Source organism: Rhizobium sp. BK275 (genome assembly GCF_014193555.1).
In the GTDB taxonomy this organism is placed as follows: Bacteria; Pseudomonadota; Alphaproteobacteria; order Rhizobiales; family Rhizobiaceae; genus Rhizobium.
On the sequence record NZ_JACHZL010000008.1, the window covers coordinates 357,490 to 370,604 of the forward strand.

The 13,115-nt window shown below is 61.2% G+C and carries 12 protein-coding genes; 6 read left to right on the forward strand and 6 right to left on the reverse strand.

The features are described 5' to 3' along the window. Nucleotides 1-48: 48 nt before the first annotated feature. The 3 genes from FHT82_RS25190 to FHT82_RS25200 all read left to right on the forward strand — a co-directional run bounded on the left by FHT82_RS25190 (nucleotide 49) and on the right by FHT82_RS25200 (nucleotide 3,148). Complete coding sequence (locus FHT82_RS25190) at nucleotides 49-1,236, forward strand: phytanoyl-CoA dioxygenase family protein (protein ID WP_183735418.1); 1,188 nt, start codon at nucleotides 49-51, stop codon at nucleotides 1,234-1,236. An 82-nt stretch (nucleotides 1,237-1,318) separates the two neighbouring features. Further along, on the forward strand, nucleotides 1,319-2,140 hold the full coding sequence (locus FHT82_RS25195) for an SDR family oxidoreductase (RefSeq protein ID WP_183735419.1): 822 nt from the start codon (nucleotides 1,319-1,321) through the stop codon (nucleotides 2,138-2,140). A gap of 96 nt (nucleotides 2,141-2,236) precedes the next feature. Beyond that, entirely contained in the window at nucleotides 2,237-3,148 is a 912-nt protein-coding gene (locus FHT82_RS25200) for an SMP-30/gluconolactonase/LRE family protein (protein WP_183735420.1), read from the forward strand. A 10-nt stretch (nucleotides 3,149-3,158) separates the two neighbouring features. Here the strand turns inward: FHT82_RS25200 and FHT82_RS25205 are convergent, their stop codons facing one another. From FHT82_RS25205 to FHT82_RS25230, 6 genes are all read right to left on the reverse strand, one after another. Further along, nucleotides 3,159-3,437 carry a MurR/RpiR family transcriptional regulator gene (locus FHT82_RS25205; RefSeq protein ID WP_183735421.1) on the reverse strand — a complete coding sequence of 93 codons (279 nt, stop codon included), beginning with the start codon at nucleotides 3,435-3,437 and terminating at the stop codon, nucleotides 3,159-3,161. A gap of 69 nt (nucleotides 3,438-3,506) precedes the next feature. Further along, complete coding sequence (locus tag FHT82_RS25210; protein ID WP_183735422.1) at nucleotides 3,507-4,256, reverse strand: ThuA domain-containing protein; 750 nt, start codon at nucleotides 4,254-4,256, stop codon at nucleotides 3,507-3,509. A gap of 16 nt (nucleotides 4,257-4,272) precedes the next feature. Then, entirely contained in the window at nucleotides 4,273-5,355 is a 1,083-nt protein-coding gene (gene ugpC, locus FHT82_RS25215) for a sn-glycerol-3-phosphate ABC transporter ATP-binding protein UgpC (protein WP_183735423.1), read from the reverse strand. A gap of 19 nt (nucleotides 5,356-5,374) precedes the next feature. Next, a complete protein-coding gene (locus FHT82_RS25220) occupies nucleotides 5,375-6,286 on the reverse strand; it encodes a carbohydrate ABC transporter permease (protein WP_183735424.1) in 912 nt (303 codons plus the stop codon). Nucleotide 6,287: 1 nt separating this feature from the next. Then, entirely contained in the window at nucleotides 6,288-7,175 is an 888-nt protein-coding gene (locus FHT82_RS25225; RefSeq protein ID WP_183735425.1) for a sugar ABC transporter permease, read from the reverse strand. Nucleotides 7,176-7,260: 85 nt separating this feature from the next. Further along, complete coding sequence (locus FHT82_RS25230; RefSeq protein WP_183735426.1) at nucleotides 7,261-8,553, reverse strand: extracellular solute-binding protein; 1,293 nt, start codon at nucleotides 8,551-8,553, stop codon at nucleotides 7,261-7,263. 202 nt (nucleotides 8,554-8,755) lie between these two features. On the opposite strand from FHT82_RS25230, the gene FHT82_RS25235 reads away from it, so the two are divergent. From FHT82_RS25235 to FHT82_RS25245, 3 genes are all read left to right on the forward strand, one after another. Further along, nucleotides 8,756-9,760 carry a Gfo/Idh/MocA family oxidoreductase gene (locus FHT82_RS25235; RefSeq protein WP_183735427.1) on the forward strand — a complete coding sequence of 335 codons (1,005 nt, stop codon included), beginning with the start codon at nucleotides 8,756-8,758 and terminating at the stop codon, nucleotides 9,758-9,760. Nucleotides 9,761-9,770: 10 nt separating this feature from the next. Continuing rightward, nucleotides 9,771-10,769 carry a LacI family DNA-binding transcriptional regulator gene (locus FHT82_RS25240; RefSeq protein ID WP_183735428.1) on the forward strand — a complete coding sequence of 333 codons (999 nt, stop codon included), beginning with the start codon at nucleotides 9,771-9,773 and terminating at the stop codon, nucleotides 10,767-10,769. A gap of 102 nt (nucleotides 10,770-10,871) precedes the next feature. Continuing rightward, nucleotides 10,872-13,115 carry a glycoside hydrolase family 2 protein gene (locus FHT82_RS25245; RefSeq protein ID WP_183735429.1) on the forward strand — a complete coding sequence of 748 codons (2,244 nt, stop codon included), beginning with the start codon at nucleotides 10,872-10,874 and terminating at the stop codon, nucleotides 13,113-13,115.

Sequence of the window (13,115 nt, forward strand, 5' to 3'; positions counted from 1 at the left end):
GATCGCCGTCGGCGTATAGTCCCTTCATCGGACATGGAGGAGCACCCGATGAAATCAGACAACCAGCAGAAACTGCGCGCCGACCGTGTCTGGCTGACCGAAGACGCCTGCGACCTCAGCGATTTCCGCGCGCTTGCCGAAAAGACCACTGTACTGGCCGATTATCCGACGGCCGCAGCCGTCGAAAAGAACGTGCTGATCTATGACAGCCGCAAAGTGATCGAGGCGGCCTCGACGCTGGAAGGCCGTCGCGCCGTTCTTGCCGAAATCTGCGAAGCCTTCGGCGTCGGCCCCGGCGTCGTCGTCTTCAAGCACGCCTATGAGGATACCGGCATCATCGACCGGGCGAGTGCGATCTTCGACGAGATCATCGAGGAGCAGCACCGCAGCTCGACCGGCGGCGGCGATCATTTCGCCAAGCCGGGCGCCAACGACCGCATCTGGAATTCGCTGGAAAAGCACTGCCTTGCCGACCCCGAGAATTTCGCCCGCTACTACGGCAATGCCATCGTGGCGCTGGCAAGCGAGGCATGGCTCGGCCCGCACTACCAGATGACGGCGCAGGTCAACCGCGTGAACCCGGGCGGTGCGGCGCAATCGGCTCACCGCGACTATCACCTCGGCTTCCAGTCCTCCAAGGTGATTGAGCAATTCCCGGCCCATGTGCACCGCCTCTCGCCGGTGCTGACCCTGCAGGGCGCCGTTGCCCATTGCAACATGCCGCTTGAAAGCGGCCCGACGCTTTTCCTACCGCACAGCCAGACCTACGAGCCGGGCTACCTCGCCCTCAAGCGCCAGGAATTCAAGGATTATTTCGGGCAGAACCATATCCAGCTGCCGCTGGAAAAGGGTGATGTCGTCTTCTTCAATCCCGCCCTCTTCCACGCCGCCGGCACCAACCGCTCGAAGGATATCAAGCGCGTGGCGAACCTCTTGCAGGTCTCCTCGGCTTTCGGCCGGGCGATGGAAACGGTCGATCGCGAGCGCATGAGCGCAAAACTCTTCCCCGCCCTCAAGGCCCTGAAAGCGAAGCTTTCGGCCGGCGAGATCGCCAATGCGGTGGCCTCCTGCGCGGAAGGCTATTCCTTCCCGACCAATCTCGACCGCGACCCGCCCCTCGGCGGCCTTGCGCCGAAGACCCAGGCGCAGCTTATGCATGAAGCGCTTTCGGAAAACTGGAGCGACGAGGCGTTCACCAAAGCCCTGGCCGAACAGGCAGCCAGGAAGCTGAGCTGACGCCGCCATCACCACGCCACCATCCCAGAGCCCCTTACCGCCGGTAAGGGGCCATTCGCATGTCATCAGGAGGAAAAGACATATGAGCACGGATTACGCCCGCCTCGACGGCAAGATCGCCATCGTCACCGGCGGCACACAGGGCCTCGGCGCCACGATTGCCCGTCTCTTTGCCGAACGCGGCGCCAAGGGCATCGTCATCTGCGGCCGCAACGAGGCCAAAGGCAAGGCGAAGGCCGAGGAGATTTCGTCCAGGACCAGCGCGAAGGTGGTCTACGTCAAGGCCGATCTCGCCAAGGTCGAGGATGCGCAGAAGGTCGTCCATGTCTGCGATCAGACCTTCGGCCGCGTCGATGCGCTGGTCAATGCCGCCGCCATCACAGACCGGGGCACGATCCTCGACACCAGCCCCGAACTCTTCGATGCCATGTTCGCCATCAACGTCCGCGCCCCCTTCTTCCTCATGCAGGAAACGGTGAAGGTCATGCGTCGCGAAAAGATCGAGGGCACCATCGTCAATATCGGCTCCATGTCCGCCAAGGCCGGCCAATCCTTCATAGCAGCCTATTGCGCCTCCAAGGGTGCCTTGGAAACGCTGACCAAGAACACCGCCTACGCGCTCCTGCGCAACCGCATCCGCGTCAATGGCCTGAATATCGGCTGGATGGCCTCCGAGGGCGAAGACCGCATCCAGAGGGAATTTCACAAGGCCGACGATGACTGGCTCGCCAAGGCGGCCGCAAGCCAGCCCTTCGGCCGGCTGGTCGATCCGGAGGAAGTGGCCCGCGCCTGCGCCTATCTCTCGTCGGGCGAATCCGGCCTGATGACCGGCTCCGTCATCTGCTTCGACCAATCGATCTGGGGCGCTTATGACGGTTCGCCGCATCCGGTTGCGGCACTTTAAAATACTTTAGAGCCCGGCGCTTTCTCCTGCCGGGCTCTGGCAGATTCAACCGTTTCCCGCTACGAAGAAGCACTATTGATCTGGGAGGAATCGGGCATGGCTGGAAGCGAGCTTTATGACGTCAGGGACGAGCGTTTTCGCGCGCTGATCGCCGGCAGCGCGGTGCTGGAGGAGCTTTACACGGGCTGCCGCTGGGCCGAGGGGCCGGTCTGGTTTTCCGATCTGAACTGCCTGATTTGGAGCGACATTCCGAACGAACGCATGATGCGCTGGGTGCCGGATGGCTCGGTCTCCGTCTTCCGCTCGCCTTCCAATTACGTCAACGGCAACACTCGCGACCGGCAGGGCCGCCTCGTCTCTTGTGAACATGGCGGCCGTCGCGTGACCCGCACGGAGCCTGATGGACGCATCACCGTGCTGGCCGACAGCTACAACGGCAAGCGACTGAACTCCCCGAACGATGTCGTGGTCAAGTCCGACGGTTCGATCTGGTTCACCGACCCGAGCTACGGCATCATGTCCGATTACGAAGGCCACAAGTCGCCCGAAGAGCAGGAAAGCCGGAACGTCTACCGCATCGATGCCGCGACCGGCGATATCGAAGCCGTCGTGACCGACTTCATCCAGCCGAATGGGCTGGCCTTCTCACCTGATGAACGGCAACTCTTCATCGCCGATTCCGGTTCCGCCAATCATGACGTCCCGCGCCACATCCGCGTCTTCGATGTCGTGGATGGCCGCAAGCTGACAAACAGCCGCTACTTCTGCTCGATCGACAGCGGCATACCGGATGGTTTCCGTTTCGATGTCTCCGGCAATCTATGGACGAGCGCTGCTGACGGCGTGCACTGCTTCGCGTCCGACGGGACGCTGCTCGGTAAGATCAAGGTACCGCAGACCGTGTCCAACATCACCTTCGGCGGCCCGAAGAAGAATCGCCTCTTCATCACGGCGACACAATCGCTCTACTCGATCTATACGACGACCAACGGCGCACAGTATCCGTAAGGCCTGACGATTATTTCTGCGCCGCTGCCCGTAGACCCTGCTGGAAGACCTGCTTCATTTCGGCAAAACCATCAAAGCCGAGATGATGCGCGAAACGGATGACGCTGGTCTGCGAGACATTGCAGCGCTCGGCAATCTTCTGGCTGCTTTCGAAGGCGAAGACATCGGGCCGCTCGGCGGCAAGCCTCGCCAGCGCGTCGAGCCGCTGCGGCAGATCGCGATGGATGGAAACCCAGAATGCCTTGCTGAGAAAGGCATCTCCATCCGCCTTCATCGAAACGGTCTGCATTCCCTCCTCCATCAAATATCGCCGCGGAAGCCAGGGCCATCATGGCCCAGCCCCCACAGAAGGAACTGTTTAAGCCTTTGCCTTATCGGGCCGGCCGTGCAGCGGCTCCTTGCGGTGCCAGTTTTCGAGGATGCGCCCATCCGTGTGCTTCTGTTGCGCCCAGCGGATGCCGTTCGAGATGACCTTGTGCACCGTCTTGTCGTGATAGATCGGATAGGTCTCATGGCCGGGGCTGAAGAAGAAGATGCGCCCGCGCCCGCGCTGGAAGGTGCAGCCGCTGCGGAACACTTCGCCGCCGGAATACCAGGAGATGAAGACCAGCTCATCCGGCTGCGGAATGTCGAAGGGCTCGCCATACATTTCCGAGGCATTGACCTCGAAATAGGGCGGCAAGCCCTCGGCGATCGGATGCGAGGGGTTGACCACCCAGACGCGCTCCAGATCGCCCTCGGGCGTCTCACGCCAGGAGAGATTGGCATTTGTGCCCATCAGCCGGCGGAAAAGCTTGGAGTGATGGCCGGAATGCAGGACCAAGAGCCCCATGCCCTTCAGCACCCGCTGCTGCACGCGGTCGATCAGCCCGTCGCTGACCTCTTCATGGGCCATATGTCCCCACCAGAGCAGCACGTCGGTATCATTGAGCACGGAATCCGGCAGGCCTTCATCCGGATCGTCGAGCGTGCCGCGGCGGATCTCGAAATCGGGATGGGCGATACCGGCGGCAATCGCGCCATCGATACGGTCAGGATAGATCTCCTGGACCTCCTTGTGAACCTGCTCGTGGCGTCCTTCGTTCCAGATCGTGACCTTGATTGTCATGTCATTCCTCGATGTTTCAAGCTTGGGCCGAACGGACGACCCGGCCGGCGGAATCAAACAGATGGCAGGCGGCGCGCTCGGCTGTGAGCGAGACGCGATCGCCAGGACGGATGGTCATGTCGCCCTCGGCGCGCACGACGATCGGCTGTTGTTGAGAACCGACCGTCAGATAGGTCTCGACGCCGAGCCGCTCGACGATGACGACCTCGGCCGAAAAATCGCCCTGCCCTTGCTGTGCGAGCTTCAGATGCTCCGGCCGGATGCCGAGCTTCGCCTCGCCCTGCGGGACAGTGCCATTGTCATCCGAGAGATCGATCGCAAGGCCGAACGGGCTTTCCAGATGCACCTTGCCGGCATCCCGGCGCGTTGCCGTCATCGGCAGCACGTTCATTTTCGGCGAGCCGATGAAGGTCGCGACAAACTCGTTTTCCGGCTGATGGTAGAGCTCCATCGGCGCACCCTGCTGGGCGACGACACCCTTGTTCAGAACGACGATACGATCGGCCATTGTCATCGCCTCGACCTGGTCATGCGTGACATAGACAACGGTCGCCTTCAGCTCGCGATGCAGGCGCTGCAGCTCGGCGCGCATCTGCACGCGCAGCGCCGAATCGAGATTCGACAGCGGCTCGTCGAACAGGATCAGCGACGGCTTCTTGATGATCGCACGGCCGATCGCCACGCGCTGGCGCTGGCCACCGGACAGTGCTCCCGGCTTGCGGCTGAGATAGTCAGTCAGTTGCAGGATCTCCGCGACGCCTTCGACCTGCTTCTTGATTTCGGCTTCCGGCACCTTCTTGAGGCTCAGCGAAAAGCCGATATTTTCAGCGACCGTCATATGCGGATAGAGCGCATAGGACTGGAATACCATGGCGATGCCGCGCTTGTCCGGCGGCACGTCGTTGATGCGCTGGCCGTTCAGCACCAGATCGCCCTCATCGATGCCTTCGAGGCCGGCGATCATACGCAACAACGTGGACTTGCCGCAGCCCGACGGGCCGACGAACACGGCGAATTCGCCATCCTCCACCGTGATATCGACGCCCTTGATGACTTCGAGCGCGCCGTAGAATTTGCGAACGTTTCTGAGATTGATCATTCGTTTCTCTTTCTTGATCTCAGCCCTTCACACCGCCCGAGAAAGTCTGGACGAGGAAGCGCCGCGCAAAGCCGAAGGCGACGACGGCAGGCAGCAGGTAAATGAAGGCGAGCGCCGTCAGCAGGCCGTAATCGATCTCGTTGATGCGCAGGAAGGCGCGGAAGAGGCCGAGCGGCAGCGTCTGCAGCTCTGGCGACGACAGGAAGATCAGCGGCAGCAGGAAATCGCCCCAGGCAGACATGAAGGCGAAGAGACCGGCGGCCGCCAGACCCGGCATGGCAAGCGGGATCAGCACGCGGCGGATGCGCTGCATCATCGTCGCCCCGTCCATGACGGCCGCTTCCTCATAGTCGCGCGGCAACCCGTCGAAGAAGGTCTTCATGATCCAGAGCGCAAGCGGCAACTGCATGGTGGCGAGCACCAGCATGATACCGAGATAACCGTCGATGAACCCGGTCCAGCGCATGATATCGCGGGCATAGCTTCCGAAGATCGGCCGCAGGATTGCAGCCTCCCCATTGTTCAGCGTCAGCAGGAACTTGTAGAGCGGCACGACGAGTGCGGTCGGCGGCAACACGCGGATCAGCAGGATCGCGTAGAGGAAGGGCAGCTTCCACCAGGCCCGCGTGCGCGACAGCGCATAGCCACCGAGCCCCGCCAGAACCATGACGATAAGCGTCGCTCCGCCGACCACGAAGAGCGAGTTGAACAGCCACTTCGCCCCATCCTCCTTGGTGAAGACGCGCACATAGTTTGCAAGCGTCCATTGCTCCGGCCAGCGCAGGAAGAGCTGCGCATTGCCATCGAAGGAGGCGAGCAGCACCCAGAAAAAGGGCACGGCGCAGAAGATCGAGATGATCGACAGCGTTGCATAGGCGATGAGGTCGGAGCGGGTCTTGTTGGCACCTTCGCTCGGGGAAATAGCGGTCATGTCAGACCTCCACTTTCATGGCTCGGACATAGCCGATGCCGAGGATCAGCGAGATGATGAGCGCGACGACCGCGACCGCAGCACCGTAACCGAGCTGGAAGGCCGTGAAGGACTGGTTGTAGATGTAGATGCTGACGACCTCCGTCGCCCCGCCCGGCCCGCCGCGCGTCAGCGCGTAGACGAGACCGAAGACGGCAATGGTGGAGACGGCCGAAATCAGCATGTAGAGCAGGATTGTCGGCATCATCAGCGGCAGGGTGATGCGGCGGAACATCTGCGACGGTGTCGCGCCGTCCATGCGCGCCGCCTCGTAGATCTCGGCGGGGATGGTGCTGAGGCCCGCCGTAAGCAGGATCATCGCGGTCGCGATACCGCGCCAGGTGTTGACGATGATGATCATCGACAGTGGGAAGGCGTTCAGCCAGTCGGCCGGATTGATGCCGAAGAAGGCAACGATGCGCGAGAGCGTCGCATGTTCGCCGCCGGCCAGCATCGAGATCCACATGAAGCCGGCAACGACTTCCGGGGCGGCATTCGGCAGAAAAATAATCGAAGAGAAGAACTGGCGGAAACGGATCGGCCGGCGCAGCGCCATTGCCGAAATCAGCCCGAGCACGAACTGCCCGATGACGGCAGAACCCATGACGAAGACGAAGGTGACGAACAGCGAATTCCAGAACTTTGCATCGTTGAAGAGGCGCACATAGTTGCGGATACCGACGAAGCGCGGCCGCAGGGCCGCAGCTCCTGTCAGCGCCTCATTGGTGAAGCTCAGATAGACGGAATAGAGGGCGGGATAGATCACAAAGGCCAGAAGCAGGACCAGCGACGGCAGCAGAACCAGCAGGAGTTGGCGCTCGGTTCGCTTTTCATGAGAGTTTCGGGCCATTGAAGCTCACAACCTTATCAAATGAAATCGGAAAGACGCGGCGAGAATGCCGCGTCCCCGTCTTGGCGGGAGGAAGATAAGCGGCTTACTTGACCATATCGTCGCCGAGCGTTTCCTTGACGTAGTCGACAAGGATCTTCTGGGCGCCGGCCGCATCGGTTTCCTTGCGCAGCAGGGCTTCGATGGCGCGTGCCACACCTTCGGCAACCGTGCCGAAGCCGGAAGCCTGCTTCAGGAAGACGCCGTTTCCAGCAGCAGCATGGATCGGAACGAGTTCCGTCAGCTTCTGGAATTCCGGATCCTTGGCGGCATCCTTGCTGGCCGGAATGTTGCCGATGCGGGCAGCATAGGAAACCTGTGTTTCGACCGAGCCGATTTCCATCAGCGCCTTCTTGGCCAGTTCCACATTGGCGGACTTGGAGTTGACGGCCCACGGAGCAGCGAGGTTGGCAAGCACGTACTGGCCGCCGCTCTGACCCGGAACGGTCCAGGTGCCGACGATCTTGGTCACGTCAGGGATCGGGTTCTTGCTCTCGCGACCCCAGTCGAAAATGTAGCACCAGGAACCGCAGGTGGTGGCGGCAAGCTTGCCGGCCGGGAACATTTCATACTTCGGCACGACCCAGGGCTCCGGTCCGAGCAGCGGCTGCACCGGCATCAGGTCCTTGTCGATCAGCGTCTTGTAGACGTTGAAGACATCCTTGACACCTTCGCCGTTCAGGTCGAGCTTGCCATCGGCACCGACGAGCTGCGGCGTCTTGGAACCGACGAGCAGGTGCTGGAAGCCTTCGTCGAAGGCGCCGCTGCCCCAGGAAACGCCGGCCGGGAAGAGTAGGCCGTAAGAGCCGGTCTTCTGCTTGACTTCGGCGGCGCGATCCAGGAGCTCCTGCCAGGTCTTCGGCTGCTCGGTGGAGATGCCAGCCTTTTCGAGAACATCCTTGCGGAAATAGATTTCCTGAATGCCGAGCATGAACGGCATCACATAGGTTTCGCCGTCAGGGCTGACAGCAAGCTGCTTGGCGACGTCATAGAGGTTGGCGTAGCCGTCCCAGGCCTTGAACTCGGTGGAAACGGGCGCGAGGTAGCCGGCTTCGACCATGTCGGCAACGGCAGCCGTCGTCGGGATGGAGAAGAGGTCGGGTGCGTTGCCGGCGCCGAGTTCGGTCAGGAGCTTGGTGAGATAGTCCTTGTCCGGCGCCGGATATTCGACGACCTCGACGGTCACGCCATATTTTTTCTCGATCCGCTCGACGGTCGACTTCATCGCGTCGATGCCGGCCTGACCGTGATTGGCGATACGAATTGTTTCAGCATGGGCCAGCGTCGAAACCGCGCTGAATAGGATGGCGCACAGGCCACCGATAACCGTCTTCTTCAACGGAAGTCCTCCCTTTTTTAGAGCCACGGCGCCCTCCAGCACCGGCGAGGAAAATGTACACGCATTCTGAATGCTGACAAGATGATTTTTAAAGCCGCAACCAACTCAAATATATAATGTTGATTTTATTAAGTTATTTATAACTTGCACCAATGGTGACGTTTGTGTAATCGTTTGCACAACGATATCAGGGAGGATTTCGATGTCTCAGAAATTGCGCCTCGGCGTCATCGGCGCCGGCTTGAAGGCGGCTGAATATGCTCAGAGCTGGGCGAAGATGCCGGAAATCGAATTCGTGGCGCTCGCCGACACGACGGAAACCTCCAGAAAGCGCCTCATCGACGTCTGCACCGCGGCCGGAGCACCGGAGCCGAAAAGCTTCGAGGACTACCGCGACATGCTCGCAAAATGCCGTAGTGAACTCGACATCATCTACGTCTCTACCCCGCACGCTTTCCATGCCGAGCAGGCGACAGCCGTTGCCGAAGCCGGCCTCGATCTCTTCCTCGAAAAGCCGATGGTCACGACCGTAGCAGAGGCCGAAACGCTGATCGCGGCGCAGAAGAAAAGCGGCGTCACCATCGTCACCGCTTTCCAGGGCGGCCTTTCGCCGCTCGTGCTCGAAACTCGCAAGCGGGCTCTTTCAGGCGAATTCGGCGACCTCATCGCCATTTCAGGTATGATCTGGGAAAGCTGGTCTTCCAACTATGACGGCCACTGGAAACAGCAGCCGGAAATTTCCGGCGGCGGCTTCATGTTCGATACCGGCGCCCACATGATGAACACCGTCTGCCTGCTCGCCAATTCCGATTTCGACAGCGTGTCCGCCTATATGAACAACCACGGAAAGAAGGTGGATATCGCCACCGCCGTCTCCGCCCGCCTGAAGAATGGCGCGCTCGCGACGCTGACGGCAGCCGGCGAAGGCCCTCCCGGCTGCGCATCCTACATCACCTTCTTCTATTCCAAGGCGATCGTACGCATCGATGCCTGGGGCGGCTGGCGCGAGATCAGCATCGGGCGCACCAGCGAGCCGCGCGAAGAGGCCGAGATTCTCGGCAATCCCATGAAGAATTTCCTCGCCATCCGTGCCGGAACGATGGAAAACTCCGGCTCCGTTGAAATGGGTCTCAGATTCGCTAGGCTCTGGGATGCAATCAAGGAATCGGCAGCAGCCGACGGCACCCCCGTCAGGATTGCCGGATAGGCGCAAAATAATGAGCGGAACGAACAGACGGCGGATCACCTCGAAGGAACTGGCGAAACTCGCCGGTGTGTCCTCCGCGACGATTTCGAGGGCTTTCTCGCCGGATTCGCGGATCGGCAGCGCCACGCGTGACCGCATTCTCGCGGTCGCCCGCGAATACGGCTACCAGCCGAACGCGATCGCCCGCTCGCTGAACAACCAGCGTTCGCGCCTCGTAGCCCTCGTCGTCAACGCCATAGGCAACCCTTGCGAGGCCGAGGAGCAGCAGCTTCTCGTCCACCGCCTGCAGGCCCGCCAGCTCCTGCCCATCATTCTCTGCTGCGCCGACCATTCGGACCGCCTGCAACTGATGCGGCTTGCCTCGACCTACCAGGTGGATCACGTCGTCATCTTCTCCGACATGGTGTCGATGCAGGATGCGGTCGACATCTTCCACACCACGAAGCCGATCATCGTTTCCTTCGAACCGCTGGAAAACGAGGATGTCTCCAACATCCGCATCGATGGCGCCGTTGGCGCCGGTGAGATCATCGACAAGATCGTCAGCGATGGCAAACGGCGCTTCGCCTATCTCTCCGGCACCAAATCGAGCTGGATCGACAAGCTGCGCCGCAAGTGGTTTGCAGACGCTCTGGCGCGTCACGGCCTTGCCTTCGAGGCGGAAGCCTTCGGCGACTATTCCTACGATTCCGGCTTCAAGGAGGCCGTTCTCTTGCTGCATCGTTCCAAGGTCGATGCCATCATTTGCGGCAACGATGTGATGGCGATCGGCGCGCGCGATGCCGCCCGCCGCGTGCTGGGAAAGAATACGCCTGGGGATATCGCCATCGTCGGCCAGGATGGCATTGCCATGGCCGCCTGGGACTGCAACGACCTGACGACGCTGAGCCTCGACCACGTGTCCTTCATGGACGCGGTCGTCGAGGTGATCGAACGCCATGAGGCCGGCGACGAGGGTCCGCACAGCATTACGCTTGCCTGCACACCCCGCTGGGGTTCGACCGCCTGAGAGGCGGCTCCAGCCATTCGCATCGAGGAGGAATATCGATGATCACCCTTTCACGCGCCGCCGGGCGCCGCCTCTTCCCTGCAGCCTGCCGGGGAGCCTGAGATGCGTTCCGTCGTTTCCCTCAATGAATCCTGGAGCTTCCACGAAGGCTTTGGCCAGCACCTGACCGAGGCTTTCGACGGCGACCATATGGTCAGCCTGCCGCACACGGCCGTCGAGCTGCCCTTCAACTATTTCGACGAGAAGCGCTATCAGCGCGCCTTCACCTATCAGAAGGTGCTGCGCTGGCTGCCGGAATTCGAAGGCCGCGAGGTCTCAATCCTCTTCGATGGCGCCATGGCCGACAGTGTCGTCTATCTGAACGGCGAAGAGATCATTGCCCATAAGGACGGCTATACGCCCTTCGAATCCCGCCTGACCAGCAAACTCATCAAGGGCGAGAACCTGATCACGGTCAAGATCGACGGCAGCGAGAACCCCGCCATCCCGCCCTTCGGCGGTCGCATCGACTATCTCACCTATGCCGGCATCTATCGCGACGTCTGGCTGAAGGTCACCGACAAGGTCTCCATCCGCAATCTCAAGATCGAGACCCACGACGTGCTGTCCGACATGAAATCGGCGACCGTGCGCATCGATATCGCCAACCCGCAGAGCCTGACCTATGCGGCAACCATTACCGCCTCGCTGAAGGATGCAAGCGGCATCATTCTCGCAAGTGCCGCCGGTGAGACGATCGGCTCGGTGACGACCCTTTCCTTCGGCGGCCTGACCGGCATCGAACTGTGGGACCTGGCAAACCCGGCGCTCTACGAAGTTGTCGTCGATCTCAGAACCGAACACGGCTCAGACAGAACTTCCGCTCATTTCGGCTTCCGCACCGCCAAATTCACGCCGGAAGGTTTCCTGCTCAACGGCCAGCCCGTAAAGCTGCAGGGCCTCAACCGCCATCAGGCCTATCCCTATGTGGGCTACGCTGCCGGCCGCTCCGCGCAGGAACGCGACGCAGACATCATGAAAAAAGTGCTGAAGTGCAATATCGTGCGCACTTCGCACTATCCGCAGTCGAAATGGTTCCTCGACCAGTGCGACCGCATCGGCCTGCTCGTCTTCGAGGAAATCCCCGGCTGGCAGCATATCGGCGATCTCGACTGGCAGCAGGAATCCATCGAGAACGTGCGCCGCATGATCGAGCGCGACTGGAACCATCCGTCGATCATCATCTGGGGCGTGCGCATCAACGAGTCGCTCGATAGCCACGACTTCTATACTGCGACCAACCGACTGGCCCACGAGCTCGATTCAACGCGCCAGACCGGCGGCGTTCGCTACCTGACGGAAAGCGAGCTTCTCGAAGACGTTTATACGATGAACGACTTCATCCTCGGCAATGAGGAACTGCCGGGCGCCAATCGCCCACGCACGGCGCTTCGCGGCCAGCAGGAAAATACCGGCCTCTCCTACAAGGTCCCCTACATCATCACCGAGTTCAACGGCCACATGCATCCGACCAAGATGTATGATGCCGAGCAGCGCCAGGCCGAACATGTGCGCCGCCATCTGGAAGTGCTGAACGCCGCCTATGGCGATCCGGACATTTCGGGTGCGATCGGCTGGTGCATGTTCGACTACAACACGCACAAGGATTTCGGCTCCGGCGACCGCATCTGCTATCACGGCGTCATGGACATGTTCCGCGAGCCGAAATTCGCGGCCTATGTCTATGCCAGCCAGTGCGACCCTTCGGATGAAATCATCATGAAACCGGTCACGTTCTGGGCGCGCGGCGAACGCAGCATCGGCGGCGTGCTGCCGCTGATCATCCTGACCAATTGCGACGAAGTGGAACTGACATACGGCTCGCTGACAAAACGTATCGGCCCGGACCGTGAAAACTATCCGCACCTGCCGCACCCGCCAGTCGTGCTCGACCACCGCCATTTTACCCAGGACGAACTCGGCCGCTGGGGCCTGGAATGGATCGACGGCGAATTCACCGGCTTCATCAATGGCGAGCCCGTGGCCAGACTGACACTCGCCGCCGATCCGCTGCCGACCGCACTCGAAGTCGCGCCCGACAGTACCATGCTGAAGGCGCGCGAGCGCGATACGACCCGTGTCATCATCCGCGCACTCGACCAGCGCGGTCAGCGCCTGCCCTTCCTGAACGATGCGGTAACGCTGACGGTCAAAGGCCCTGCCAAGATTGTCGGCCCGACGACCGTACCGCTGCAGGGCGGGACGACGGGCTTTTGGCTGGAAGCGACGGGCCTGACCGGCGAAATCGCCGTCGAAGCGACCTCAAGCCACTTCGCACCGGTCACGATCTCGGTGGCGGCGGTCTGA

Coding starts and splice junctions, on each gene's coding strand:
- FHT82_RS25190 (WP_183735418.1), top strand. CDS start 49: ATGAAATCAGACAACCAGCAGAAACTGCGCGCCGACCGTGTCTGGCTG.
- FHT82_RS25195 (WP_183735419.1), top strand. CDS start 1,319: ATGAGCACGGATTACGCCCGCCTCGACGGCAAGATCGCCATCGTCACC.
- FHT82_RS25200 (WP_183735420.1), top strand. CDS start 2,237: ATGGCTGGAAGCGAGCTTTATGACGTCAGGGACGAGCGTTTTCGCGCG.
- FHT82_RS25205 (WP_183735421.1), bottom strand. CDS start 3,437: ATGCAGACCGTTTCGATGAAGGCGGATGGAGATGCCTTTCTCAGCAAG.
- FHT82_RS25210 (WP_183735422.1), bottom strand. CDS start 4,256: ATGACAATCAAGGTCACGATCTGGAACGAAGGACGCCACGAGCAGGTT.
- ugpC (WP_183735423.1), bottom strand. CDS start 5,355: ATGATCAATCTCAGAAACGTTCGCAAATTCTACGGCGCGCTCGAAGTC.
- FHT82_RS25220 (WP_183735424.1), bottom strand. CDS start 6,286: ATGACCGCTATTTCCCCGAGCGAAGGTGCCAACAAGACCCGCTCCGAC.
- FHT82_RS25225 (WP_183735425.1), bottom strand. CDS start 7,175: ATGGCCCGAAACTCTCATGAAAAGCGAACCGAGCGCCAACTCCTGCTG.
- FHT82_RS25235 (WP_183735427.1), top strand. CDS start 8,756: ATGTCTCAGAAATTGCGCCTCGGCGTCATCGGCGCCGGCTTGAAGGCG.
- FHT82_RS25240 (WP_183735428.1), top strand. CDS start 9,771: ATGAGCGGAACGAACAGACGGCGGATCACCTCGAAGGAACTGGCGAAA.
- FHT82_RS25245 (WP_183735429.1), top strand. CDS start 10,872: ATGCGTTCCGTCGTTTCCCTCAATGAATCCTGGAGCTTCCACGAAGGC.